At 67.7% G+C, this 23,978-nt stretch carries 23 protein-coding genes; 14 read left to right on the plus strand and 9 right to left on the minus strand.

Annotated elements, in window-relative coordinates; all coding sequences use genetic code 11:
• The first annotated feature begins 594 nt into the window (after positions 1-594).
• A complete protein-coding gene (locus tag ACPPVQ_RS06305; protein ID WP_426521165.1) occupies positions 595-798 on the plus strand; it encodes a DUF559 domain-containing protein in 204 nt (67 codons plus the stop codon).
• A gap of 131 nt (positions 799-929) precedes the next feature.
• On the opposite strand, the gene ACPPVQ_RS06310 is transcribed toward ACPPVQ_RS06305, so the two are convergent.
• Positions 930-2,693 carry an acetyl/propionyl/methylcrotonyl-CoA carboxylase subunit alpha gene (locus ACPPVQ_RS06310; RefSeq protein WP_426519741.1) on the minus strand — a complete coding sequence of 588 codons (1,764 nt, stop codon included), beginning with the start codon at positions 2,691-2,693 and terminating at the stop codon, positions 930-932.
• A gap of 79 nt (positions 2,694-2,772) precedes the next feature.
• Complete coding sequence (locus tag ACPPVQ_RS06315) at positions 2,773-3,417, minus strand: Maf family protein (RefSeq protein ID WP_426519743.1); 645 nt, start codon at positions 3,415-3,417, stop codon at positions 2,773-2,775.
• Positions 3,418-3,462: 45 nt separating this feature from the next.
• Here ACPPVQ_RS06315 and ACPPVQ_RS06320 point away from each other — a divergent pair, with 45 nt between their 5' ends.
• Genes ACPPVQ_RS06320 through ACPPVQ_RS06335 form a run of 4 tightly spaced genes read left to right on the plus strand, consistent with a single transcriptional unit; the run spans position 3,463 to position 7,745 of the window.
• Entirely contained in the window at positions 3,463-4,740 is a 1,278-nt protein-coding gene (locus ACPPVQ_RS06320) for a class I SAM-dependent RNA methyltransferase (RefSeq protein ID WP_426519745.1), read from the plus strand.
• 47 nt (positions 4,741-4,787) lie between these two features.
• Positions 4,788-5,447, plus strand: coding sequence for a response regulator (locus ACPPVQ_RS06325; protein WP_426519747.1), 660 nt, complete (start codon positions 4,788-4,790; stop codon positions 5,445-5,447).
• On the plus strand, positions 5,434-6,723 hold the full coding sequence (locus ACPPVQ_RS06330) for an ATP-binding protein (RefSeq protein ID WP_426519749.1): 1,290 nt from the start codon (positions 5,434-5,436) through the stop codon (positions 6,721-6,723). Before ACPPVQ_RS06325 ends, ACPPVQ_RS06330 begins: the two co-directional genes overlap by 14 nt.
• Positions 6,720-7,745, plus strand: a complete 1,026-nt coding sequence (locus tag ACPPVQ_RS06335) for a hypothetical protein (protein ID WP_426519751.1) — start codon at positions 6,720-6,722, stop codon at positions 7,743-7,745. Before ACPPVQ_RS06330 ends, ACPPVQ_RS06335 begins: the two co-directional genes overlap by 4 nt.
• A 397-nt stretch (positions 7,746-8,142) precedes the next feature.
• Here the strand turns inward: ACPPVQ_RS06335 and ACPPVQ_RS06340 are convergent, their stop codons facing one another.
• Entirely contained in the window at positions 8,143-8,370 is a 228-nt protein-coding gene (locus tag ACPPVQ_RS06340) for an acyl-CoA carboxylase epsilon subunit (protein ID WP_426519753.1), read from the minus strand.
• Positions 8,367-9,974, minus strand: coding sequence for an acyl-CoA carboxylase subunit beta (locus ACPPVQ_RS06345; protein WP_426519755.1), 1,608 nt, complete (start codon positions 9,972-9,974; stop codon positions 8,367-8,369). Before ACPPVQ_RS06345 ends, ACPPVQ_RS06340 begins: the two co-directional genes overlap by 4 nt.
• A gap of 87 nt (positions 9,975-10,061) precedes the next feature.
• On the opposite strand from ACPPVQ_RS06345, the gene ACPPVQ_RS06350 reads away from it, so the two are divergent.
• Together ACPPVQ_RS06350 and ACPPVQ_RS06355 are read left to right on the plus strand one after the other, a co-directional pair.
• Positions 10,062-10,853: a biotin--[acetyl-CoA-carboxylase] ligase gene (locus tag ACPPVQ_RS06350; RefSeq protein WP_426519757.1), complete on the plus strand. Its 792-nt coding sequence runs from the start codon at positions 10,062-10,064 to the stop codon at positions 10,851-10,853.
• Between the two features lie 6 nt (positions 10,854-10,859).
• A complete protein-coding gene (locus tag ACPPVQ_RS06355) occupies positions 10,860-11,411 on the plus strand; it encodes a PH domain-containing protein (protein ID WP_426519759.1) in 552 nt (183 codons plus the stop codon).
• On the opposite strand, the gene ACPPVQ_RS06360 is transcribed toward ACPPVQ_RS06355, so the two are convergent.
• The gene (locus ACPPVQ_RS06360) at positions 11,370-11,918 is read right to left on the minus strand and encodes a GtrA family protein (RefSeq protein WP_426519761.1); all 549 of its coding nucleotides are present in this window, start codon (positions 11,916-11,918) and stop codon (positions 11,370-11,372) included. The genes ACPPVQ_RS06355 and ACPPVQ_RS06360 overlap by 42 nt on opposite strands.
• 157 nt (positions 11,919-12,075) lie before the next feature.
• Between ACPPVQ_RS06360 and ACPPVQ_RS06365 the strand changes: the two genes are divergently transcribed.
• The 4 genes from ACPPVQ_RS06365 to ACPPVQ_RS06380 all read left to right on the plus strand — a co-directional run bounded on the left by ACPPVQ_RS06365 (position 12,076) and on the right by ACPPVQ_RS06380 (position 16,554).
• Positions 12,076-13,215, plus strand: a complete 1,140-nt coding sequence (locus tag ACPPVQ_RS06365) for a 5-(carboxyamino)imidazole ribonucleotide synthase (protein WP_426519763.1) — start codon at positions 12,076-12,078, stop codon at positions 13,213-13,215.
• Between the two features lie 72 nt (positions 13,216-13,287).
• On the plus strand, positions 13,288-13,797 hold the full coding sequence (gene purE / locus ACPPVQ_RS06370; RefSeq protein WP_426519765.1) for a 5-(carboxyamino)imidazole ribonucleotide mutase: 510 nt from the start codon (positions 13,288-13,290) through the stop codon (positions 13,795-13,797).
• Complete coding sequence (locus ACPPVQ_RS06375) at positions 13,794-15,149, plus strand: LCP family protein (RefSeq protein WP_426519767.1); 1,356 nt, start codon at positions 13,794-13,796, stop codon at positions 15,147-15,149. Before purE ends, ACPPVQ_RS06375 begins: the two co-directional genes overlap by 4 nt.
• An 88-nt stretch (positions 15,150-15,237) precedes the next feature.
• Complete coding sequence (locus ACPPVQ_RS06380; protein ID WP_426519769.1) at positions 15,238-16,554, plus strand: acyltransferase family protein; 1,317 nt, start codon at positions 15,238-15,240, stop codon at positions 16,552-16,554.
• On the opposite strand, the gene ACPPVQ_RS06385 is transcribed toward ACPPVQ_RS06380, so the two are convergent.
• From ACPPVQ_RS06385 to rfbB, 3 genes are read right to left on the minus strand one after another with little or no spacing between them, the layout of a single operon-like run.
• A complete protein-coding gene (locus ACPPVQ_RS06385) occupies positions 16,502-17,638 on the minus strand; it encodes a glycosyltransferase family 4 protein (protein WP_426519771.1) in 1,137 nt (378 codons plus the stop codon). The genes ACPPVQ_RS06380 and ACPPVQ_RS06385 overlap by 53 nt on opposite strands.
• On the minus strand, positions 17,635-18,504 hold the full coding sequence (rfbD, locus tag ACPPVQ_RS06390; protein ID WP_426519773.1) for a dTDP-4-dehydrorhamnose reductase: 870 nt from the start codon (positions 18,502-18,504) through the stop codon (positions 17,635-17,637). Before rfbD ends, ACPPVQ_RS06385 begins: the two co-directional genes overlap by 4 nt.
• Positions 18,505-18,507: 3 nt before the next feature.
• Entirely contained in the window at positions 18,508-19,497 is a 990-nt protein-coding gene (rfbB, locus tag ACPPVQ_RS06395) for a dTDP-glucose 4,6-dehydratase (protein ID WP_426519775.1), read from the minus strand.
• Between the two features lie 151 nt (positions 19,498-19,648).
• On the opposite strand from rfbB, the gene ACPPVQ_RS06400 reads away from it, so the two are divergent.
• From ACPPVQ_RS06400 to rfbA, 3 genes are read left to right on the plus strand one after another with little or no spacing between them, the layout of a single operon-like run.
• On the plus strand, positions 19,649-21,475 hold the full coding sequence (locus ACPPVQ_RS06400) for a cell wall-binding repeat-containing protein (RefSeq protein ID WP_426519777.1): 1,827 nt from the start codon (positions 19,649-19,651) through the stop codon (positions 21,473-21,475).
• A gap of 48 nt (positions 21,476-21,523) precedes the next feature.
• Positions 21,524-22,135, plus strand: coding sequence for a dTDP-4-dehydrorhamnose 3,5-epimerase family protein (locus ACPPVQ_RS06405; protein ID WP_426519779.1), 612 nt, complete (start codon positions 21,524-21,526; stop codon positions 22,133-22,135).
• Positions 22,136-22,140: 5 nt separating this feature from the next.
• Positions 22,141-23,004, plus strand: a complete 864-nt coding sequence (gene rfbA, locus ACPPVQ_RS06410) for a glucose-1-phosphate thymidylyltransferase RfbA (RefSeq protein ID WP_426519780.1) — start codon at positions 22,141-22,143, stop codon at positions 23,002-23,004.
• Here rfbA and ACPPVQ_RS06415 read toward each other — a convergent pair.
• Positions 22,977-23,891, minus strand: a complete 915-nt coding sequence (locus ACPPVQ_RS06415) for a glycosyltransferase family 2 protein (RefSeq protein ID WP_426519782.1) — start codon at positions 23,889-23,891, stop codon at positions 22,977-22,979. The two genes, rfbA and ACPPVQ_RS06415, sit on opposite strands and share 28 nt — an antisense overlap.
• Positions 23,892-23,978: the final 87 nt, after the last annotated feature.

A 23,978-nucleotide genomic window follows, 5' to 3' on the forward strand; every position in this document is an offset into this window, starting at 1 on the left:
GGCAACGTCGCCACGAGGGCAGAACTCCTGACGTTCGGCCATCGTCCCCGCGAGCTGACGGACGCGATTCGGAGCGGCACGCTTCACCGGTTGCGCCGCGGGCACTACGTCACGGCGGATGCTACTCCGGCGCAGCGAATCGCCGTCACCGTTGGAGGGCGGCTCGCCTGTTCCAGCGCGGCAGCGACCTTCGGACTCTGGTCGGGTTCGGACCCGACCCTTCACATAGCGGTTCCCCCGACTGCATCGCGGGTCAGGACGGATTGCGCGGGCGCCGCCCTTCGTATCCACTGGCAGGGCGACCTTCGGGAGTCGGAATGCTGGCGGGTAAGCCTCGCGGACTGCTTGCGCGGAGTTGTGCGGTGCAGCGACCAGGAGTCTGCGATAGCAACACTCGATACGGCCATCGGCCTGCGCCTCGTCGCTGAGTGTGATCTCGGCGGGATATTCGCGCAGGAGCCGATCAGGTCGCGCATCATCGCGTCCCGAGCGCGCCCCGGCTCGGATTCAGGGGTGGAATCCCTCGCTCGGCAGCGGCTGCAGCATCGAGGCCTTGCCGTGCGACAGCAAGTGGCGGTGCCGGGCGTCGGTCGCGTGGACCTGCTCGTCGACGATCGTCTCTTCATCGAAATCGACGGCTTCGAGTTTCACTCGTCCCCTCAGCGTTTCGCCCGGGATCGCAGGCGGGATGCCGCATTCGTCCTCGGCGGACACCGGCGACTGCGCTTCACAGCCGTTGACGTGCTGAGGGACTGGGACCGGGTCGAGCGGATGATCCTGGACGTGCTCGGGTCCTGAAGCGCGTTCACAAAACAGGAGTTCGTGTGACGGGAGTGACGGATGGGGCCGTTTGGCGGCCATCCGGGTGGCATGGGCCACCCCAGTAACGCGAACTCCTGTGTGACGAACCAGGCCCCGTGGCGCCGCGCTCAGCTGATGTTGAGCAGGAGGTGCCCGGAGGACACCGTGGCGCCGACCGCCGTGTTGATGCCGGAGACCGTGCCGTCTTTGTGGGCGGTGAGCGGCTGCTCCATCTTCATCGCCTCGAGCACGAGCACCAGGTCGCCTTTGACCACCTGGTCGCCGTTGTCCACAGCGAGCTTCACCACGGTCGCCTGCATCGGAGCCGTGATCGAGTCGCCAGTAGCGGTGTCGACGGCGTGCGTGCCGCCGCGGCGACGCGGAGCCGGCGAGGTCGCAGCCTCAGCACCCGCAGCGGCGAGGAGCCTGCCGGGAAGGCTGACTTCGATGCGCTTGCCTTCGACCTCGACGACGACACTGTGGCGCTGCTGGCTGGGTGCCGCCGCGTCGAGCGCCCCGCCCCACGGCTCGATCTCGTTCTGGAACTCGGTCTCGATCCAACGGGTGTACACCGAGAACGGTTCGCCGTCCTGCGGCGCGAAGGCGGTGTCGCGCACGATCGCGCGGTGGAAGGGAAGCACGGTGGGGAGCCCTGCGACCTCGAACTCGTCGAGTGCGCGGCGCGAGCGCTCGAGCGCGTCCTCCCGCGTGGCGCCGGTGACGACCAGCTTGGCTAGGAGGGAATCGAACGACCCGGAGATCACATCGCCGGCCTGGACTCCGCTGTCGACGCGCACACCGGGTCCGCCGGCGGGCTTGAAGACATGCACGGGCCCGGGGGAGGGGATGAATCCGCGCCCGGCGTCCTCGCCGTTGATGCGGAACTCGAACGAGTGGCCGCGCGCGATGGGGTCGTCGTAGTCGAGGGTGCCACCTTCGGCGAGCCGGAACTGTTCACGTACAAGGTCGATGCCGGTTACCTCTTCAGAGACCGGATGCTCGACCTGCAGGCGCGTGTTGACTTCGAGGAACGAGACGGTGCCGTCTTTGGCGATGAGGAATTCGCACGTGCCGGCGCCCAGATAGCCGACCTCTTTGAGAATCGCCTTGGATGCGCGGTACAGCTCGTCGGTCTGCGCTGCGGTCAGGAACGGAGCAGGCGCCTCTTCGACGAGTTTCTGGTGACGGCGCTGCAGCGAGCAGTCGCGCGTGGAGACGACGACGACGTTGCCGTACGCGTCGGCGAGGCACTGGGTCTCGACGTGGCGGGGCTGGTCGAGATACTTTTCGACGAAGCATTCGCCGCGCCCGAACGCAGCGACCGCCTCCCGGGTGGCGGATTCGAACAACTCTGGCACCTCGTCGCGGGTGCGGGCGACCTTGAGGCCGCGGCCGCCGCCGCCGAATGCCGCCTTGATGGCGACCGGCAGGCCGTACTGGTCGACGAAGTCGAGTACCTCGGATGCGTCGGCGACCGGGTTGAGCGTGCCGGGCGCGAGGGGTGCCCCGACCTTTTCGGCGACGTGCCGGGCGGAGACTTTGTCGCCGAGCCGCTCGATCGCTTCGGGCGAGGGGCCGATCCAGGTGAGGCCTGCGCCGATGACGGCGCGGGCGAAGTCTGCGTTCTCGGCGAGGAACCCGTAGCCGGGGTGCACGGCGTCCGCGCCGGAGCGGCGGGCGACCGAGAGGAGCTTGTCGATGACCAGGTAGGTTTCGGCGCTCGTTGTGCCGTCGAGCGCATACGCCTCATCGGCGAGCCTGACGTGCAGCGCGTCACGGTCCTGGTCGGCGTAGACCGCGACCGATCCGATTCCGGAGTCTTTCGCGGCGCGGATGACCCGGACGGCGATTTCGCCCCGGTTGGCGATGAGGACCTTGGTTATGCGTGGCACAGTTCTCTAGCCTATGCGGCGCATCCCTCCCCATTTTGGTCGAACTAGACAAAAATGGGATGCCCGGGGGTCGGGAAGCCTACAAAGCGCGATTCCACAGGCTGGGCCAGCTCACGCCCAGCTCGACGAACAGTTCGCGCACAGTGGCGAGGGACAGGCCGACGACCGTGCTCGGATCGCCGTCGATCCGTGTGATGAACGGGCCGCCGAGGCTGTCAACGGTGAACGCCCCGGCCACTTCGAGTGGTTCTCCGGTTGCGATGTACGCGTCGATCTCGTCGTCGGTGATATCGGATGCGAATGTCACGGTGGCCACGGCGGTCGCGCCCGTCGCCGCGTTCGTGCGCCCGCCCCGGTGGTCGATGAGCCAGTGCCCGGAGTGCAGGCGACCGGTGTCGCCGCGCTGGGAATGCCACCGTGCCCGTGCGACATCAGGCGTGTGCGGTTTGCCGTAGATCGAACCGCCGATCTCGAACGCCGAGTCGCCGCCGAGGATGAACCCGTCGATCGGTTGCCCGTCGACCAGGGCGCCGACGACGGCTTCGGCTTTCGCCTGCGCGAGGAGCTGAACCATCGCCGAGGCGCCGAGCGATCCGCTGGTCTCTTCTGCCCGGGCGACGGCGGCGGGTTCGTCGACCTGCGATGGCACGACGACGGGTTCGATGCCTGCGGCGCGTAGCAGCGCGAGCCGGGCGGGCGAGGTTGAGGCGAGGTAGAGGCGCATGTCTTCCTTTGTGCGAGGCGTCCCGCTCTGTGGGATGCTCGACGGATGCCGCACGATGATGTCGAACTCGAGATTACCAACGTCGCACACGGCGGAGTCTTCGTCGCCCGTTTCGAGGGCCGCGTCGTGTTCGTCCCCGACACGATGCCCGGGGAGCGCATCCGCGCCCGCATCACCGATACGACCCATGACCGGTTCTGGCGCGCCGAGACCCTGTCGGTCACCGACCCGGCCCCGGAACGGCAACCGCACCTCTGGCCGGCCGCGTCGATCGATCGGCCGCCGTCCAAGCGGGCAGGTGGCGCCGAGTTCGGCCACATCCGGCTCGACCACCAGCGGGAACTGAAGCGGCGCGTGATCCAGGATGCGCTCGCCCGCATGGCGAAGATCGACCGCGACGTGACTGTGGAGACCGCAGGCTCCGCGGTCGCCGGCGTGGAGCCGGAGACGGCGGATGGTTCCGGATGGCGCACCCGGGTGCGCCTGCAGGTGGCACCCGACGGCACGTTCGGGCCTTTCGCACCGCGCTCGCACCAGGTCGTCGAGGTCGATGATCTTCCGCTCGCGACCGACCGCGTCGCCGAGGCGACGCCGTTCGGCCAGCGTTTCGCGGGCGCAGAGTCGATCGACGTCGTCGCCACGACGGGCGGGTCCGCCCACGTGCTCGTGAATGACGCACGGGTGAAGCGCGGCCGTCGCACCGTCCGTCCCCGCCATCGGCCGATGACGGTGCGCGAGCACGTCGGCGACCGGGAGTTCGCGCTCGACGCGCGCGGCTTCTGGCAGGTGCACCGTCTCGCCGCGGCGACGCTCACCGAAGCCGTGCAGTCGGCGGTCGACGAGGCCCTCTTCGATCCGCGTGCGGCGAACCTCGACCTGTACGGCGGCGTCGGCCTTCTCGCGGCCGCCCTCGGCGACCGCTTCGGCAGCACGGTGCGCATCACGTCGGTGGAGGGCGACGAGACGGCGACGGATCACGCAGCGGAGAACCTCGCGGAGTGGATCGGCGCAAGTGCCGTGACCGATCGGGTGGAGCGCTTCGTCACCGCTCTCGCAGCGGATGCGTCGCCGGCCGAACGCTCGCGACTCCGCGCCGCCACGGTCATCCTCGACCCTCCTCGTTCCGGTGCGGGGCGTGCTGTCGTGGACGCGATCGCCGAGCTCTCCCCGGCACAGGTCGTCTACGTCGCCTGCGACCCGGTCGCCCTGGCGCGCGACCTCGGGACCTTCGCCGCGCACGGGTACGAGCTGGGCTCCCTGCGCGCATTCGATCTCTTCCCGAACACGCACCATGTCGAAGCGGTTGCGATGTTGGCCCGCTGACCGCGCCATCACGAGCGGCCGCCCGTTACCGCACTACGATGAACACCATGGTGAGGGTGGCAATCGTCGATGATCATGAGTCTGTGCGGCTCGGCTTGAAGGCAGCATGCCAGGAGGCCGGCTACGACGTGGTCCTGACGGCTGCGACCGTGGACGAGTTCGTGGGCGAACTCGGCGATCGCGAGTGCGATGTGGTCGTGCTCGACCTGTCCCTCGGCGACGGCTCCCGCGTGACCGACAACGTGAAGCGGGTGCAGGGAACAGGCGCAGCCGTGCTCGTGCACAGCATCGCAGACCGGGTCGCGAGCGTCCGCGAAGCCCTCGCTGCCGGCGCTGCCGGCGTCATCCCGAAGTCCTCGCCGACCACGACGGTCATGGCGGCCATCGCGACGGTCGCGGCCGGCGACGTGCTCAACAACCTGGAGTGGGCGACGGCGATCGACGCCGACAGCGACTTCGCGAAGGCCCAGCTCGGGCGCCGTGAGCGCGATGTGCTGCACCTCTATGCCTCCGGGCTCCCGCTCAAGGCGGTCGCCGCACAACTCGGCATCGCGAATTCGACGGCGCGGGAGTACCTCGACCGTATCCGCGTGAAGTATGTGGAGGTGGGCCGCCCGGCACCGACGAAGGTCGACCTGCTGCGCCGCGCGGTCGAAGACGGCATCCTCCCGGGGCTCGACCCCGATACGGGCAATGAGCGCAACTAGCTCGCCCACTCGCGAGCTGCCCGGGGCATCCCAGCCACGCAACCCGATCAGCCGGGCCCGGTTCGAACGGATCGCCGGGCGAAGCGTCTCCGCCTTCGGCCTCGTGTTCGGGCTCCAGACCTTACCCGTCGCGATCGCGCAGCTTCCTGCGCTCAAGGCGCCGTGGGGGATGGTCGTCATCGTGGTCGTCTTCGGCCTGCTCGCAGTGATCCCGATCCTCGCCATCGCTCAGGTGTTCGTGAAGGTCGCGATGGGAGCCCTGGCCGTCGTCTATCTGATCGCCGTCGTCACCTGGCCCCTGCTGGCCGTGAACCCCGACGCGATCGGGCAGAAGCCGTGGGTCTGGTTCCTCTGTACCGTGGCAACGGCGTACGCTGCAGTGGCCTTTCCGCTGTGGCTGGCCACCGCATACACGTTCGTCACGCCGATCGCCTACGGCGTCATCCGCGCCCTTCCATCCGGTGGCGGGGTCGGCGCCGAGATCGCCGGTCTCGACTCGGTCTACGCCATCATCCTGGGCGGCGTGATCCTCGTGATCATCGCCATGCTGCGACAGGCGGCATCGGCGGTCGACGACGCTCAGAGCGCTGCCCTCGCCAAGTACGCGACGGCGGTGCGACAGCACGCGACGGAGGTCGAGCGCGTCCAGGTCGACGCGATCGTGCACGACAGCGTGCTGACGACCCTGCTGTCGGCCGCGAGTGCGCGCAGCCCGGAGGCGAAAGTGCTCGCTGCGCGAATGGCATCCGACGCCATCGGGCATCTCCACGCTGCAGAAGCGGCCGACCCGGAAGACCAGACCCTGGTCGGCCTCGACCGGCTGAGCGACAGGATCACCGCGGCGGCGGCGGCGTTCTCGTCGCCCTTCACGATCGACGTGCGCGATGTCGAGGTGCACACCGTTCCGGTGCACGTGGCCGAGGCCGTCTACTCGGCCTCGGTGCAGGCGATGGTAAACAGCATGCAGCACGCGGGCGGACCTTCCGTCCCCCGCTCGCTCGAGATCCTCGGCGGAGGGCCGCTGGCGACCGTGCAGATCACGGTGCGCGACGAGGGCGCCGGCTTCGACCAGAACGAGGTGCCGGCGGAGCGGCTCGGGCTGCGGGTCTCGATCCGGGAACGCCTGGCGAAAGTGGGCGGTCTGGCCCGTATCGCATCCCGGCCCGGCGAGGGCACCACGGTCACGATCATGTGGCCGGCATCCGACGACGACGAGCCGCTTGTCGAACATGACGGCGTGGATGCACGCACCGACGGTTCGGGGGTCGTCTCGTGATCACCCTCCCACGCGCGCTCTTCCTCGGCCTGGGCGCCCTGTTCTCGGCGTACCACCTCTTCCTCGCGCTGTCGTCCCTGTCGATCCCGCGCAACCCGGGGCCGGCCATCGCGGCGATGATCCTGTACGGCGTCGCAACGGTGATCAGCCTCTGGCCGACGAGCCCGACCCGGATGCCCGTGTGGCTCGCCGCGTTCGACCTCGCCGTGTGCGTTGCGGTACCGATCCTCGTGACGAGCCAGCTCGATGCGTCGAAGGACAACGGCTACGCGACCTGGTACGTAGCAGCGGTGGGAACGCTGATGACGATCGCCGCCGTTCGGCGGCAGCAGCTCGCGGCGTGGATCGGCGTCGGGTTCCTGGCCCTGCAGACGGTCGTCTGGGCCGGCTTTCCTGCTCTGGCCGGGCTCGGCGTCATCGGCAGCGTCGTCTGGGTCGGAATCGCCGTCGTCATCTCCGGTTCCCTGGCGAAGGCGGGCCGGGATGCCCTCCAGTTCGCGCGCGCTGAACGCGAGGCGACGGAGTGGCAGGCCGCCCAGGAGGCGCACGTCATGGAGCGCCAGCTGCGGCTGCGTCAGACCTACCGGGTGGCGGCTCCCATGCTTGCGGAGATCGTGCGCAGGAACGGCGACCTGACCGAGGCCGAGCGCCGGGAGTGCCGCTATCTCGAGGGCGCCATCCGCGATGAGATCCGCGGGCGCAAGCTGCTCAACGACGATGTGCGCCGCCAGGTGATGGATGCGCGCCGCCGCGGCGTCGTGGTCAGCCTTCTCGACGAGGGCGGCATCGACGATCTCGACGAGCCGGCGCTGGCCGCAGTGCTCGGGCGGCTCGCCGAGGCGATCCGGGGGACGACCACGGACAAGCTGATCGTGCGCACGGTGCCGCGTTCTTCGAAGACCGCCGTGACGGTGGTCGGGCTGCGCATGTCGGATGACGACGCGAACGCCCTGGGCTCGGACGCCACCGACGACGAGGTCGACCTCTGGCTGGAGATTCCGAGACCCTTCGTCGACGCCTGACGCACCGTGCTCGGGCGCGCTGCGTCGAGTTGCGTCGAGCCGGCCGGGCGGCACGACGGGGACAGAAAAAGGGCCGGCTTCTCAGCCGGCCCTTTTTCGAAGACCCCGAGTCAGGGCGACAACCCGAATATCGCCCTGACTCGCCCCCAAAACACTCGCCCGCTTACCCTAGTCGGCGAGTGATTGGCGGTGTAACTCACGAGGAGAGACACCTAGCAATAACAATATTGACGGGTCGAACGGAAGTAGCAAAGTCGTCATTTTGGGGGACAGGTGGGGGACACCTCACCGTTCGCCTGGGTCCATAGTCCGCGAAATCACGCTCGACCCGCAAGAGGGGGGTCATGAATCGGGGTTCAAGTGGGGTACAGGCGGCGGGGGCAGACGTCGCGTCCTGTCAGCCGGCGAAGCTCCTCCAGGCGCCGTTTCCGGGGGTGAGGGGACTGCGGAGCGGGCGCTGGCTGCGCTGCCACGCGCTCGGTCCACGGCGGGAACCGACAGCGCGATCGGCGGCCGTCTCTGCGAGGGCGGCCGTCAGGACGGCGGTCACCGCCGCGATCTCGGCGGCCGTGACACCCCGGGTGACGAACGTGATGTCGCCCTCGTCGGGCGTCTCGCCGGTCACAGCGGGATGTTCCCGTGCTTCTTGGGCGGAAGGGATGCCCGCTTGGTGCGCAGCGCCCGCAACGCCTTGATGACCGCGACCCGGCTCGCCGCCGGCTCGATGACTCCGTCGAGTTCGCCGCGCTCGGCCGCCAGGAACGGGCTGGCGACGTTGTAGGTGTACTCGTTGGCGAGTTTCGTGCGCACGGCCGCCACATCCTCACCGGCTGCCTCTGCGCGCTTGATCTCGCCGCGGTAGAGGATGTTGACGGCGCCCTGTCCGCCCATGACCGCGATCTCGGCCGTGGGCCACGCGTAGTTGAGGTCGGCACCGAGCTGCTTGGAGCCCATGACGATGTAGGCGCCGCCGTAAGCCTTGCGGGTGATGATCGTCACCAGCGGCACCGTCGCCTCGGCGTAGGCGTAGAGCAGCTTCGCGCCGCGCCGGATGACACCGGTCCACTCCTGGTCGGTACCCGGAAGGTAGCCGGGAACGTCGACCAGGGTCAGGATCGGGATCGAGAAGGCGTCGCAGAACCGCACGAAGCGTGAGGCCTTCTCACCGGCATCGATGTTCAGGGTGCCGGCCATCGCGCTCGGCTGGTTCGCGACGATGCCGACCGAGCGGCCCTCGACGCGGGCGAACCCGATCACGATGTTGGGTGCGAACAGCGGCTGGATCTCGAGGAAGTCTCCGTCGTCGACGATGTGCCCGATGATCGACTTCACGTCGTACGGCTGGTTCGGCGAGTCGGGGATGATCGTGTTCAGCTTGCGGTCGGCGTCGGTCACCTCGAGCTCGGCGTTCGACTCATAGACCGGCAGCTCGGCGAGGTTGTTGTCGGGCAGGAAGCCGAGGAGTGTGCGCGCGTAGTCGAGCGCGTCCTCTTCATCGCTGGCGAGGTAGTGGCTGACGCCGGAGATCTTGTTGTGGGTGAGGGCGCCGCCCAGTTCTTCGAAGCCGACGTCTTCGCCGGTGACGGTCTTGATCACATCCGGACCGGTGACGAACATGTGGCTCGACTTGTCGACCATGATGACGAAGTCGGTGAGCGCGGGGGAGTACACGGCACCGCCGGCCGCCGGCCCCATCACGATCGAGATCTGCGGGATCACACCGGACGCCGCCGTGTTGCGGCGGAAGATCTCGCCGTACTTGCCGAGGGCGACGACGCCCTCCTGGATGCGAGCACCGCCCGAGTCCAGGATGCCGATCATCGGAACACCGGTCTTGAGGGCGTGGTCCATCACCTTGATGATCTTCTCGCCGGCGACCTCGCCGAGCGAGCCGCCGAAGATCGTGAAGTCCTGGCTGAAGACCGCCACGTTGCGACCGTGGATCGTGCCGACGCCGGTGACCACCGCGTCGCCGTACGGCCGCTTGTTCTCCATTCCGAACGCATGTGTGCGGTGACGCACGAACTCGTCGAACTCGACGAAGGAGCCCTGGTCGAGCAGCAGGTCGATGCGCTCGCGGGCGGTCATCTTTCCTTTGGCGTGCTGCTTCTCGATCGCGGAGAGGCCGCTGGCCGTCACAGCTTCGTGATAGCGGTCCTTGAGGTCGGCGAGTTTGCCTGCCGTGGTCGAGAGGTCGGTGCGGGGTTCTGTGTCGGTCACGCCGTTCACTCTACCGGCCAGCGGTTGGGCCGTGCCGTTGAGGAAAACCTACAAAATCGGCTGGTTTCGCTGGTCGGACTGAAGGAGACTTGAAGCATGGAGTTTCCCCTCAGCCGTGATGAAGCATCCGTACTCGAGATCCTGCCGGAGGCGGGTTCGACCAACGACGAACTGGTTCGTCGCGCGACAGGCACCGACGCGGCGAACTGGCCGGATCTCTCCGTCATTGCGACCGGAAACCAGACGAACGGGCGCGGGCGCCTCGGCCGCACCTGGGTCTCGCCTGCGGGCAAGTCGCTGGCGATCTCGGTGCTCCTGCGCCCCCGCACGCCGACGGGCGATGCGCTGCCGATGGAGAGCCTCGGCTGGATTCCGTTGATGGCCGGCCTCGCGATGACCCGCGCCGTTCGCTCCGCCGTTCCGGAGGGCGCAGCGCTGAAATGGCCGAACGACGTGCTCATCGACGGGCGGAAGGTCTGCGGCATCCTCTCCGAACTCCTGCCCGATACGTCTGGTGTCGTCATCGGGGCAGGCCTCAACCTCACGCTCGAGGCAGACGAACTCCCGGTCGACACTGCGACATCCCTCTCGATCGCCGGCGCACGCGATACCGATCCGGACCAGCTGCTCTCGTCGTACCTGCGCGAGCTCGACGCGCTCTACACGTCATTCCTCGCCTTCTCCGGTGACGCGGTGGGATGCGGTCTCCAGCGGGATGTCGCCGAATCCTGCGAAACCGTCGGCCGGTCCGTTCGGGTCGAGCTTCCCTCCGGCGACGCGCTGCTCGGCACAGCGACAGGAATCGACGCCGACGGGCGGCTGCTCGTCGAAACGAATACCGGCGTCTCGGCTGTCGCCGCAGGTGATGTGACTCACCTGCGGTATTAATAGCTCATGAGCAACACGGCGGGCACAGCGGCGGCGCCGCCTCCCGAACGCATCGTGGCGCGGCTTCGACCGCACGCCCGCGCGCTGTTCTGGCCCAGCCTAGTGCTCATCGCGACGTGCGGTGCGCTCGGTTATTACGGAGGGCAGTTCACCGAGGTGTGGGAGAACGTACTGCTCTACAGCTCGGCGGCGGCCATCGTTCTGCTGCTGTTCCTGCTGCCGCTCGCGTTCTGGCTGAGCAAGCGGTACACGATCACCACGCGGCGCATCATCCTGCGCCACGGATTCTTCGTGCGCGTACGGCAGGAACTCCTGCACAGCCGTGGCTACGACATCAGCGTGCGCCGCAGTTGGCTGCAGAGCGCATTCCGGTCCGGTGATGTGCGCATCAACTCCGGGCTGGAGAAACCGGTGGTCCTTCAGGACGTTCCCAAGGCCGACCTGGTGCAGAGCGCGCTCCACGACCTGATGGAGCACTCGCAGAACATCGTGTCGACCCGCCGCCAGCAGGACGAGTCAGCTGTCCCCGATCAGACCGCGGTCTGGGGCTCCCGCTAGCGAAGCGGTGCCGGCAGCCGCGCGCGGGCTTTCGGTGGCAGGCCGCACGCGGTCGGGCGAGAAGACCCACCAGCGGTAGAGGGCGAAACGGAAGAGCATTCCCAGCGCCAGCCCGACGACATTGATCGCGATGTTGTCGGCGACGAGCGAGACATAGCCGAGCACGTAGTGGGAGATCCAGACGCAGAGAAGCGGGATGCCCATGCCGGCCAGACTGACCAGGAAGAATTCGATGCCCTCCCGCACGGCGTTCGACTGGCGCTGGCCGGAGAACGCCCAGAACCGGTTGCCGATCCAGTTCGTCACGATGGCCAGGAAGGTCGCGATCACTGTCGCATAGATCGTTCCGTGGTGCACGCCGGCGAACACGGTCAGCATCAGCCCGTTGAATACGACGAGGTTGACGACGAACCCGACGGCGCCGACCGCGCCGAACTTCACCAGCTGCGGAATGAGCCGCGCGGCGTGACGAGTTCTGGCGTGGGTTTCGGTTTGCAGTTCAGGCATATGTTCGATCGTGTTCATGGGCGAAGATAGACATGCGCTCGCGAGCTTACGCGAGATACAGCAGGGGTGTCTGGGAGTTTCCCTGCCCGTCGCTGAAGGTTCTCAGAGGCGTAATCCGCCCTGATGAAGACGATAAACGAGTGGAAGAGACCGGCGAATGGTTCTGGGCACGGTTGGCGTGATCGGTGGAGGACAGCTGGCGAGGATGATGATCCCCCCGGCGGTCGAACTGGGGATCACGATCAGGGTCCTCGAAGAGGCTCCGGGGATGTCGGCCGAACTCGCTGCGACAGGTGTCGGCGACTATCGTGACCTCGACACCGTCCTCGCGTTCGCTGAGACGGTCGACGTCATCACGTTCGACCACGAGCACGTGCCCCCCGCGATCCTGCGCGAACTCGTCGCCCGCGGCATCCCCGTGCACCCGGGCCCCGACGCGCTCCTCTATGCCCAGGACAAGCTGCACATGCGTGCGAAGCTGTCCGAGCTGGGACTACCGGTGCCCGACTGGGCCGCCATCGAATCCGCCGATGAGCTGAAGGAGTTCCTCGATTCCCACGGGGGTCGCGCGGTCGTCAAGACTGCCCGGGGCGGCTACGACGGCAAGGGCGTGCGTGTCGTCTCCGAGCCGCACAGTGTCGACGACTGGTTCCTCGCGCTCGCCGAGGACGGCCGCGGCGGAGCGCTGCTCGTCGAGGAGTTCGTGTCGTTCCGCCGGGAGCTCGCTCAGCTCGTAGCGCGGAGGCCGTCGGGAGAGGTGTCGGCGTGGCCGGTCGTCGAGACGATCCAGCGTGACGGCGTCTGCGCCGAGGTCATCGCACCCGCGCCGCAGTCGGCCGGCCGGATCGCCGACCTGGCCGCCGACATCGCGATCGCTGTGGCATCCGGTCTCGGCGTGACCGGCGTGCTCGCGGTCGAGCTCTTCGAGACGACCGACGGCAGGATTCTCGTGAACGAGCTCGCGATGCGGCCGCACAACAGCGGTCACTGGTCGATCGAAGGGTCGACGACCAGCCAGTTCGAGCAGCACCTGCGGGCCGTGCTCGACCTTCCGCTCGGTGCGACCGGCAGCCGCGACGTGTGGTCGGTGATGGTGAACATCCTCGGTGGCCCACAGGAGGGCGAACTGCTCGACCGGTACCCGGCCGCCTTCGCCGCGCATCCGACCGTCAAGGTCCACGGCTACGGCAAGGAACCGCGACCCGGGCGCAAGGTGGGTCATGTCACCGCGAGCGGCGACGATCTCGACGAAGTCGCCTACCAGGCGCGCAGCGCGGCGGCATTCTTCGAGGGATGACCGGGGCGGGCGCCCGAGCACGAGCGCGTTTCGCAGCGCGATCTTTCAGGACTGCCGAATACCATTGAACCCATGCCCAGCGTCAACTCTCCTCGGCCCCGTGTCGCCGTCGTCATGGGATCCGACTCGGACTGGACGGTCATGCAGGACGCCTCGGCGGTCCTCGAGGAGTTCGGCGTCGACCATGAGGTCGAGGTGGTCTCAGCGCACCGCACCCCCGACAAGATGATCGCGTTCGGCAAAGAAGCTGCCGGCCGGGGAATCAGGGTCATCATCGCGGGTGCGGGCGGCGCCGCCCACCTGCCGGGCATGCTCGCGTCGGTCACCACCCTTCCCGTCGTCGGGGTCCCGGTGCCGCTCTCGCGCCTCGACGGCCTCGATTCGCTGCTCTCGATCGTGCAGATGCCGGCGGGAATCCCGGTCGCGACGGTCTCGATCGGCGGTGCGAAGAACGCCGGACTGATCGCGGTCAGGATCCTCGCCACGTCGGACGAGGCGCTCGCAGCGAAGCTCGTGACGTATGCGGAGGACCTCGCCGCGCTCGTCGAGCAGAAGAACGCGGACCTCAAAGCGAGACTATGACCGTCGCCAGCCCCATCCGGTACCCGGACGCAGCATCCGCGAAGGTCATGACCAAGCGCGGCTGGTGGCTCGTCGTACTCAATGTGCTCCTGCCGGGCTCGGCGCAGATCCTGGCCGGAAACCGGCGACTCGGCCGGGTCGGCATCGTGGCGACGCTGACGCTGTGGGGACTCCTGATCCTGGCGGGCGTCGTCTACCTGCTCTGGCCGATGGTCATCTACACCCTCTTCACCCAGACACTGAGCCTGTGGATCGCTCAGCTGGCGATGTTCGCCTACGTCGTGCTGTGGGTGATCCTCACGCTCGATACCCTCAGGCTGGTCAGGCTCGTGAAGACGGCCCCGAACGCCCGGGCCTGGATCGCAGCGTTCTCCGTCGTCCTGCTCGTCGGCATCGCGGGCACCGCCGGTTACGGCGCTCTCGTGGCCGGCTCGGCCCGCGGCGCGCTCGGTGACATCTTCTCGGCGGGCCCATCGTCGCCGCCGGTCAATGGTCGCTACAACATCATGCTGCTCGGCGGCGATGCCGGACCGGACCGCCAGGGCATGCGGCCCGACAGCATGTCGGTGGTCAGCGTCGATGCGACGACCGGTCAGGCCGTCACGATCGGCCTGCCGCGCAACCTCGACCCGGTACCGTTCCCGACGGCGTCTCCGCTGCACGCCCTCTACCCCGACGGCTACGGCTACCAGGACCACTGCGACGTCGACGTCTGCCAGCTGAACTCGATCTACACCGAGGTCTCGCTGTACAAGCCGCAGCTCTACCCGAACGCGACCAAGCACAACAGCGATCCCGGCATCGAGTCGATGCGCGACGCGCTCGAGGGCGCCCTCGGGATCACGATCCAGTACTACGTCCTGATCGACATGCAGGGCTTCGCCGACCTGGTGGATGCCCTCGGCGGCGTCGACATCACAGTGACGCAGAAGCTTCCGATCGGCGGCGACGAGAACCTGAACGGCGTGGTCGGGTGGATCGAGCCGGGCAAGCAGCACATGAGCGGGTATACGGCCCAGTGGTATGCGCGGTCACGCCACGGTACGAGCGACTACGACCGGATGGCGCGCCAGCGCCAGCTGCAGGACGCCATCCTGAAGCAGATGAACCCGGTCAACGTCGTGACGAAGTTCCAGGACATCGCCAAGGCCGGCAAGCAGGTCATGAAGACCGATATCCCGCAGTCGATGCTCGGGTATTTCGTCGATCTCGGGCTGAAGACCCGCAAGCTGCAGGTGCAGCAGCTCGAACTCGTGCCGCCGACGATCGATCCGCAGAACCCGGACTACACCCAGATCCACCAGATGGTCGCATCCGCACTGGCTCCGAAGACTTCTACCCCTCATCCGTAACGGACTCAACCCCCTCGCCGCGATTCCCAGATGACCCCCAAAAGGGTCACAGGGGTCCTTAAGGGGGTGTTCGTACAGTGGTCGGTCTATGTCAAGCAGAGACAGCGGGACTCAGACAACAAGTACCGGCCGACTGGCATCGCTCGACGGCCTGAGGGGGCTGGCGGCCCTCATCGTGGTGATGCACCACACGATGCTGATGGACGCGGACTTCCCCGGGAATCCCGGGGCGGGCGACCCGCAGGCCGGCACGATCCTGTGGTGGATGAACTACACGCCGCTCAAACTCGCGACCGCCGGGTGGGAGGCCGTGATCGTCTTCTTCGTGCTCTCAGGGCTGGTCGTCACGCTTCCCGTGGTCAAGCGTGCGGGCTTCGACTGGATCGCCTACTACCCCCGCCGCATCATGCGCCTGATGATCCCGGTCGCCGGGGCAGTGCTCGTCGCGGCGGCCTTCGTCGTCGCCATCCCGCAGCGTTCGACACAGCCCGCCGGCACCTGGCTCAGCAATTCCAGCACCCCGAACTTCTCGTGGGAGTACATCATCAAGGCCTGGGATCTCGTCGGCGGCGACGGCCACATCGACAACCCGCTGTGGTCGCTGCGCTGGGAGATGCTGTTCTCGCTTGCGCTCCCGGTCTTCGTCATCCTCGCGATCTCGCTGCGCAAGTGGTGGACCGCCGGCCTCGCTGCGGCCGTGGTCCTGACCTGGCTCGGCGTGCGCGGCGGATCCGGCGCGCTCAGCTTCTTCCCTGCGTTCTTCGTCGGCGCGGTACTCGCGGTGCGACTGGATGCCGTGCGCGTCTTCGCAGGGCACGTCAACCGTTACGCACTGCGGCACGTGGCCTGGCTGGGGATCATGATCGGCTCGTCCATGCTCCTGATCGCGCCCTGGCTGTTCGGGCCGGGCGCGGGTGGTGAGCTGACGGCGGCCCTGCGTGCACTGGCGCCACTCGCCGCGGCGGGCCTGGTGCTCTGCGCGATCGGCTGGAAGCCCCTCGAGGGTCTGCTGTCGTCTGCGCCGTTCGCGTTCGCGGGCCGCATCTCGTTCAGCCTGTACCTGGTGCACGTGCCGATCCTGATCTTCTGCGCCTACCTGTTCGCCGGGCAGCCGATGTTCGTCGCCGCTCTTGTCGGCATCCCGCTGGCCATCCTCGTCGCCGTCGGCTTCACCTGGCTCCTCGAGGCGCGCAGCCATCAGTGGGCACGCGCGGTCGGCGCCTGGGCGTCGGCGCGTTATGCAGCGGCATTCCGCGCGCCCGCGCCCCAGAGCGGGCCTGAGGCACAGAGCGGGCCTGAGCCAAAGAGCAGACCTGCGCCAGATCGCGCGGGCGAGGAGGGCGCCGGCGCCGTCACAGGTCGGCGTGAAGCTGCCACACCCGCTCAGCGGAGTCACGCCAGCTGAACGCCCGGCCACGATCCGAGGAGTGCACGGCCAGCCGTGCGCGCAGTTCACCGTCTTCGAGCACAGAGCCGGTCGCGGCCGCGAGTCGCTCGGCGTAACTCTCCGGGCCGTCGCGCTCGACGCTCAGGCCGGCGCCGCCGGAGACTTCGAGGATGGCCGGGTCGTCCGAGTGGATGACCGGGGTTCCGAAGTGGAACGCCTCGACGATCGGCAGGCCGAAGCCCTCCGCCCGGCTCGGGAAGACGAAGACTGTTGCGCGGTCGAGCACGACGGCGAGGTCGGCATCGCTGAGGTGGCCGAGCACCCGCACGCGGCCCTCGGGGAGCCCGGTCGCCGCGGCGACACCGGTCGCGCTGCCCTCACCGTAGCGGTCGGGCCCCGCGATGAGCAGGGGCAGGCCGTGCAGCTGCGGCAACGCCATGGCGCGGATGAGGTCTGCCACGCCCTTGCGCGGAGCGATAGAGCCCATGGTGAGCACGAAGTGCTCGGGGAGTTCGAGGCGCGCCGCACGGGCATCCGCGTCGGCAGGCAGGCGCAGCGTGGATGCGGGCGCGCCGCCGATCACGCGCACCCGGTCGCCGAAGTCGACGAACTCGGCGAGCTGTTCGGCAACGGCGTGCGTCGGGACCACTATCGCGTCAGCGTGCTTCCGCGCACGCCTGGCCATCGCTTTATGCCACAGCACGCTCGAGGCGCTCATCGACTCAGGGGAGCTCCAGGGCAGGACGTCATGGATCGTGACCGTGACCTGGTCGCCCTCGTTCAGACGATCGTGCTTTCCGAGCGGCGCGAAGAGACTCGGGGCGTGGACCATGCCACGCCCTCCCGCGAGCGAGATGCCCGACTGCCAGGCGAGGGAGAGCTCGCGATGGGCCAGGGGGAGTCGCGTGATGCCCGCGATGCCGGGCAGGCGAGCGGTGATGTCTTCCATGGTCTGCGGGGGAAACGCCGACGCGATTCCCTGCACGTCGCACCCTGCGGGAGCGACTGTGATGAGCTGCCGTGCCAGTTCTTCGGCGTAGCGGCCGATGCCACCTGGAGAGTCGGCGACGAACTCGTCAACGACCACTCTCAGGGTTGTCAATGCTGCTCCAAGACTCCGTTGCGCGCGGCCTCTGCCAGCGCTTCGTTCCAATCGCGCATCGGCTCGAGGCCGACGGCGTTCCAGGCCGTGTGACCGAGAACCGAGAACGATGGTCGGGGTGCCGGCCGGACGAATCGGGAACTGTCGGTCGGTGTGACCCTATCAGGGTTCAATCCCGCGACGCTGAACACCGCCTGCGCGAAGCCGAACCACGTCGTCTCGCCCGAATTCGTGCCGTGGTAGATGCCGGCCGGAGCATCGGCATCGAGCATGGCGACGATCTGCCCGGCGAGGTCTCCCGTCCACGTGGGCTGCCCGAGCTGGTCGGCGACGACCGACACCGTGTCGTTGGTCGCGGCCAGGCGAATCATCGTGCGGGCGAAATTCGGTCCGCCTGCTCCGTATAGCCAGGCCGTGCGCACGATGTATGTTCCGTCGGGATGCGCAGCGATGGCGAGCTCCTCGCCGGCCGCCTTGGTGCGACCGTACGCATTGATCGGGTCCCGGGGGGCATTTTCTGCGTATGGTGTTGTGGCCCGACCGTCGAACACGTAGTCCGTGGAGAGCGTCACCAGCTTCGCGCCCTCATCGGATGCGGCCAGAGCGAGGTTCTGCGGACCGGTCGCGTTGACGGCGTACGCCTCGTCTTCATGCGTTTCGGCCTCGTCGACCTTCGTGTACGCCGCGGCATTGATGACGACATCGTGACCGCGAACGGCCTCACGGACGGCAGCGGGGTCGGTGACGTCGAGCTGTGTGCGGGTGAGTGCGGTGACGTCGCGGCCGTCGAGAGCGCGGAGCAGGTCGGCTCCGAGCATCCCACCCGCGCCGGTCACCAGGTAGCGACGCTTCTGCATCGGGGCCATCGGTCAGTTGTCCAGGGCCGCGCGTGCCTTCAGCGGCTCCCACCACGCCCGGTTGTCGCGATACCACTGCACGACATCGGCGAGGCCCTGCTGGAACGGGACGAGCGGCTCGTACCCGAGCTCGTGCCGGATCTTCGAGATGTCGACCGAATACCGCAGGTCGTGGCCGAGACGGTCGGCGACGCGGTCGACATACGACCAGTCCTTGCCCGTGGCGTCGAGCAACAGCTGGGTGAGCTCCTTGTTCGTGAGCTCGGTGCCGCCGCCGATGTTGTAGATCTCACCGGCGCGACCGCCGACGAGCACCATGGCGATGCCGCGGGTGTGGTCGTCGACGTGCAGCCAGTCACGGATGTTCAGGCCTTCGCCGTACAGCGGAACGTGCTTGTCGTCGATCAGGTTGGTGACGAAGAGCGGGATGACCTTCTCGGGAAAGTGGTAGGGGCCATAGTTGTTCGAGCAGCGCGTGATCGACACGTTCAGCCCGTGGGTGCGGAAGTAACTGCGCGCGAGCAGGTCACTGCCCGCCTTGCTCGCCGAATACGGGGAGTTGGGCTCGAGTGGGCGGTCCTCGGCCCAGGAGCCTTCGGCGATCGAGCCGTAGACCTCGTCGGTCGAGACGTGCACGAAGCGTTCGAGGTTGTTGCGGAGTGCAGCGTCGAGGAGTTGCTGGGTGCCCAGCACGTTCGTCTCGACGAAGATCGACGCGTCACGCACCGAGCGGTCGACGTGCGACTCCGCGGCGAAATGGACGACGGCGTCGACCGACGGAAACAGCTCATCGAGGAGGCCGCCGTTGCGGATGTCGCCTTTGATGAAGGTGTAGCGCGGCGAATCAGCGACGGGCGCCAGGTTCTCGAGGTTGCCCGAATAGGTGAGGGCGTCGAGCACGACGACCTCGGCGCCTTCGAGGCCCGGGTAGGCGTCCTGAAGGGTGCGTCTGACGAAATTGGAGCCGATGAAACCGGCGCCGCCGGTGACGAGAATCTTCATACGAACGCTGACCTGCCCTTTGAATCGATGTGCCCGCCGATTCTACCGGGAACGAATGGGCCATCTTCGAGGAAGAATCTTGCGCCCGCGCAAAATCCTTGTATACGTTCGCAGAGTGAAGAACTCTCGGATGCGCGGAGCGCGACGGATCATGTCTGGACTTCTTGCGTCGGTCGCGATCGTCGCCGGCCTGCTCACGGTTGCAACGCCGGCGCAGGCGGACGGCGGGACCCCGCAGCAGAACCAGGCGAAGTACTACGCGAAGCTGTCGGCCCGGGCAGCGAGCGAGGGACTCCCGTCGCCGACCGCGACGGCCGATGCGCCCACCGTCCAGCCGTACGCGGCGGCCACCTCGAATCCCGTCGACGCCTCCGCGTTCACGGCGGGCGATCTGATGAGCGACGCGGTCTTCTATGCCGGCACCACCTGGACGGCAGCACAGATCCAGACGTTCCTCGACAGCCAGGTGCCCACCTGCCGCACCGGCTACACCTGCCTCAAGGACTATAAGCAGCCGACAACCGGGCTCACCAACGACCTCTGCAACTACCCGGAAAGTACGGCGCCCGAGACGGCCGCGCAGATCATCGCGAACGTTGGCCTGGCGTGCGGCATCAATCCGCAGGTGCTCCTCACGCTCCTGCAGAAGGAGCAGGGGCTGGTGACCGACACCTGGCCGTCGCAGACGCAATACGACGAGGCGACCGGCTGGGTCTGCCCGGACGGGTCGCCGTGCGACGCGAGTTCGGCCGGCTTCTTCAAGCAGGTACTGGGGGCCGCCTGGCAGTTCATCCAGTACAAGACCGATCCTTCGTTCAACTGGTACCCGGTCGGCAAGGTGACGAACATCCTGTACTCGCCGGACTGCACGACCTCGGCACCCGTCGCGATCTGGAACAACGCGACCGCCGCGCTCTACTACTACACGCCGTACCAGCCCGATCCGGCGGCACTCGCGAACTTCTTCGACACGGGCGACACGTGCTCCTCGTATGGCAACCGCAATTTCTGGGGCAACTTCACACAATGGTTCGGCAACCCCACGGCCGGGAGCCTGCCGACCGTGACGCGCTCCGCCGGGGCCGACCGCTACGGCACGGCCGTCAGCGTGTCGGTCGCTGCCAACCCGACGCCACCGGTGAAGGCCGTCTACATCGCGGCGGGCACGGACTTTCCGGATGCGCTCGGTGCGGCACCGGCTGCTGCCCTCGCTGCGCACCGCGGCCCGCTGCTGCTCGTCGCGTCGACGGCGATCCCGTCCAGCGTTTCCGCCGAGCTGAAACGTCTGGAGCCGGTCGACATCTACGTGCTCGGTGGCACCGGTGCCGTGAGTGCGGCGGTCTCCGACCAGCTCGCCGCGTACGTGTCGGCACCCTCGCACCTCCACCGCCTCGCGGGCGCCGACCGCTACGCCACCTCACGGGTCATCGCCTCGACGTTCTTCCAGAGCACGTCACCGAGCACCGCCTACATCGCAACGGGAGTCAACTTTCCCGACGCCCTTTCCGCAGGCGCCGCCGCCGGCTCGCAGCAAGCGCCCGTGATCCTGGTCAACGGTGGCGCGACCACTGTGGATGCGCCGACCAAAACCCTGCTCCAGTCACTCGGCGTGACCACGGTGAAGGTCGTCGGAGGCAACGCCTCCGTGTCTGCCGCGTATCAGGCGAGCCTCGGACAGTTCGTCACGACGCAGCGCCTGGGCGGCATCGACCGCTACCAGACGAGTGTGGCGGTGAACACTGACGCCTTCCCAGGCGCGACGTCGAAGACCTTCTTCGCCGGGGGACTCACTTTCCCCGACGCGCTGGCTGGAGCTGCCGCCGCCGGAGCGGCGTCCAGCCCGCTCTACGTCGTGAAGTCCGGATGCGTCGCCCCGCCCGCCGCGGAGAGCGCGCTGGCCACGACGTCGGGCTTCGTTCTCCTCGGCGGGGCGGCCGTGGTCGGCGCCGGCGTCGGCAAGCTCACCGTCTGCCCGTAGCGGATGGCCCACGTGAGCTCCGACCCGGCGGATTGGTAGACTCCGGGGGTGCAAATCCGTGAACTCGCCATACCCGACGCCTACGAGATCACCCCGAAGCAGTTCACCGACGATCGCGGACTGTTCCTGGAGTGGTACCGCTTCGACCGGCTCGAGGAGACGATCGGGCACTCCCTCGACCTGAAGCAGGGCAACACGTCGGTCTCACGCAAGGGTGCCGTGCGTGGCATCCACTTCGCGGACATCCCGCCGAGCCAGGCCAAATACGTGACGGCGCCGAGCGGTGCCGTGCTCGACTTCGTCGTCGACATCCGGGTCGGATCACCGACTTTCGGGAAGTGGGACAGCGTGCTCCTCGACGATCGCGACCGGAGGGCCGTGTACGTCGCCGAAGGACTCGGCCACTGCTTCGTTGCCCTGACCGGCGACGCCACTGTGAGCTACCTGGTCAGCGACGTCTACAACCCGTCGCACGAACACGGGATCAACCCGCTCGACGCCGACATCGCCCTGACCTTCCCGGCCGAGGCGGGCGAGCTCCTGCTCTCGCCCAAGGACACCGACGCCCCTGGGCTCGTCCAGGCGGCGGAATCGGGACTCCTGCCGACGTGGGAACAGGCACGGGCGTACTATCCGTCCCTCAACGACGGAGGCGAGTAAGCGACATGCGCGGAATCATCCTGGCCGGAGGATCCGGAACCCGGCTCTGGCCGATCACCAAGGGCATCTCCAAGCAGCTGATGCCCATCTACGACAAGCCGATGATCTACTACCCGCTGTCGACGTTGATGGTCGCCGGGATCCGCGAGATCCTCATCATCACGACACCCGAGTACCACGAGCAGTTCAGGGCGCTTCTCGGTGACGGCTCCGAGCTCGGCATCCGCCTGGAATACGCTGTTCAGCCCTCTCCCGATGGGCTCGCGCAGGCGTTCATCATCGGCGAGGAGTTCATCGGCGACCAGCCGGTCGCGCTCGTGCTCGGCGACAACATCTTCCACGGGACCGGGCTCGGCACGTCCCTGCGCAACCACAACGACATCGACGGTGCGCTGATCTTCGCGTACCACGTGAGCAATCCGCGGTCATACGGCGTCGTCGAGTTCGACGACGACCTGAAAGCACTCTCGATCGAAGAGAAGCCGGTGAAGCCCAAGAGCAACTACGCGGTGCCCGGCCTCTACTTCTACGACAACACGGTCGTGGAGATCGCGAAGACGATCGTGCCGAGTGCGCGGGGCGAACTCGAGATCTCGACCGTGAACGAGCGCTACCTCGAGGCGGGGGCGCTTCAGGTCGAAGTACTCGACCGCGGTACGGCGTGGCTCGACACCGGCACATTCGAGTCGATGATGCAGGCATCAGAGTACGTGCGGGTCATCGAAGACCGGCAGGGTTTCAAGGTCGGCTGCATCGAGGAGATCGCCTGGCGCGCCGGGTGGATCGACGACGGCCGTCTGGCCGAGTTGGCGAAACCGCTGGTCAAGAGCGGCTACGGCACCTACCTCGAGGGATTGCTCGGGGCCTGAGCCTGCAGCGAACGGCGCTGGGCGCGTTCGACGCGCAGGGTGACGATGCGCGACCGGACGGTCAGCCCGACGCGCAGCGACCAGCGCACGGGAGCAAGGATCGCGCCGGGGTACTTCTTCTGGAGGTAGCGGTAGGCGCTGTCGTGGTGCGCCTTGAGCATGCGGGTCGACTCGGTCGCGGTCGAGTGCGCGCCCGTGTGCACCACCCGTGCGCTCGGCACGTAGAGGTTCGACCAGCCGGCCCGGCCGAGCCGGAAACCGAGGTCGACGTCTTCGAAGTACATGAAATAGCCCTCGTCGAAACCTCCGACGGCGTCGAAGGCACTCCGCCGCAGCAGAACGCACGACCCGCTCAGCCAGCCGACAGAGCGCTCATCAGGTTTCGACTCGTCCGCACGATAGGCACGCGTCCACGGGTTGCCCGGCCAGATGCCGGTCAGCAGGGCGTGGCCGACACCGGTGCGCAACGAGGGCAGCCTGCGAGCGGACGGGTATGTGGTGCCGTCGGCGTTGAGCACGCGGGGACCCGCGGCGGCGGTACCCGGGTTGGCGTCGAGTCGATCGACGAGTGTGCGCAGCGCGCCCGTGCCGAGCTCGACGTCGGGATTCGAGACGAGAACGTACATCGTCTCGGGGCCGAGGCTCCGCACAGCGGTGTTGACCGCCCCGCCGTACCCGAGGTTCGCGCCCACCTCGAGGAAGACGGCTCCGTACGCTTCGGAGATTCTGCGCGACTCGTCGGCATCCTGGGAATCGTTGTCGGCGACGATCACCGTCACGGCGGTCGGCTCGCTCGCGCGCACCGAGGCGAGGAAGGGTTCGAGTGCGCCGCTCGAGTTGTAGGTGACCGTGACGATGGCGACGGATTCCAGGGGGGTTGCGGACATCGCGGCCCATCCTATCCCGGTCGCCGCTGCGCGCCCTGCGAGGGTTCCCGCCGCCCGGACGTCGGCCTGATGCCCAGAATCGGCCAC

The organism is Leifsonia sp. McL0618 (genome assembly GCF_049994905.1).
Lineage (GTDB): Bacteria > Actinomycetota > Actinomycetes > Actinomycetales > Microbacteriaceae > Diaminobutyricibacter.

Bases quoted from the DNA above. Each gene is read 5' to 3' on its own strand.
- ACPPVQ_RS06315 (WP_426519743.1), bottom strand. From the start codon at position 3,417: ATGCGCCTCTACCTCGCCTCAACCTCGCCCGCCCGGCTCGCGCTGCTA.
- ACPPVQ_RS06320 (WP_426519745.1), top strand. From the start codon at position 3,463: ATGCCGCACGATGATGTCGAACTCGAGATTACCAACGTCGCACACGGC.
- ACPPVQ_RS06325 (WP_426519747.1), top strand. From the start codon at position 4,788: ATGGTGAGGGTGGCAATCGTCGATGATCATGAGTCTGTGCGGCTCGGC.
- ACPPVQ_RS06330 (WP_426519749.1), top strand. From the start codon at position 5,434: ATGAGCGCAACTAGCTCGCCCACTCGCGAGCTGCCCGGGGCATCCCAG.
- ACPPVQ_RS06350 (WP_426519757.1), top strand. From the start codon at position 10,062: ATGGAGTTTCCCCTCAGCCGTGATGAAGCATCCGTACTCGAGATCCTG.
- ACPPVQ_RS06355 (WP_426519759.1), top strand. From the start codon at position 10,860: ATGAGCAACACGGCGGGCACAGCGGCGGCGCCGCCTCCCGAACGCATC.
- ACPPVQ_RS06360 (WP_426519761.1), bottom strand. From the start codon at position 11,918: ATGCCTGAACTGCAAACCGAAACCCACGCCAGAACTCGTCACGCCGCG.
- ACPPVQ_RS06365 (WP_426519763.1), top strand. From the start codon at position 12,076: ATGGTTCTGGGCACGGTTGGCGTGATCGGTGGAGGACAGCTGGCGAGG.
- purE (WP_426519765.1), top strand. From the start codon at position 13,288: ATGCCCAGCGTCAACTCTCCTCGGCCCCGTGTCGCCGTCGTCATGGGA.
- ACPPVQ_RS06375 (WP_426519767.1), top strand. From the start codon at position 13,794: ATGACCGTCGCCAGCCCCATCCGGTACCCGGACGCAGCATCCGCGAAG.
- ACPPVQ_RS06380 (WP_426519769.1), top strand. From the start codon at position 15,238: ATGTCAAGCAGAGACAGCGGGACTCAGACAACAAGTACCGGCCGACTG.
- rfbD (WP_426519773.1), bottom strand. From the start codon at position 18,504: ATGGCCCCGATGCAGAAGCGTCGCTACCTGGTGACCGGCGCGGGTGGG.
- rfbB (WP_426519775.1), bottom strand. From the start codon at position 19,497: ATGAAGATTCTCGTCACCGGCGGCGCCGGTTTCATCGGCTCCAATTTC.
- ACPPVQ_RS06400 (WP_426519777.1), top strand. From the start codon at position 19,649: ATGTCTGGACTTCTTGCGTCGGTCGCGATCGTCGCCGGCCTGCTCACG.
- rfbA (WP_426519780.1), top strand. From the start codon at position 22,141: ATGCGCGGAATCATCCTGGCCGGAGGATCCGGAACCCGGCTCTGGCCG.
- ACPPVQ_RS06415 (WP_426519782.1), bottom strand. From the start codon at position 23,891: ATGTCCGCAACCCCCCTGGAATCCGTCGCCATCGTCACGGTCACCTAC.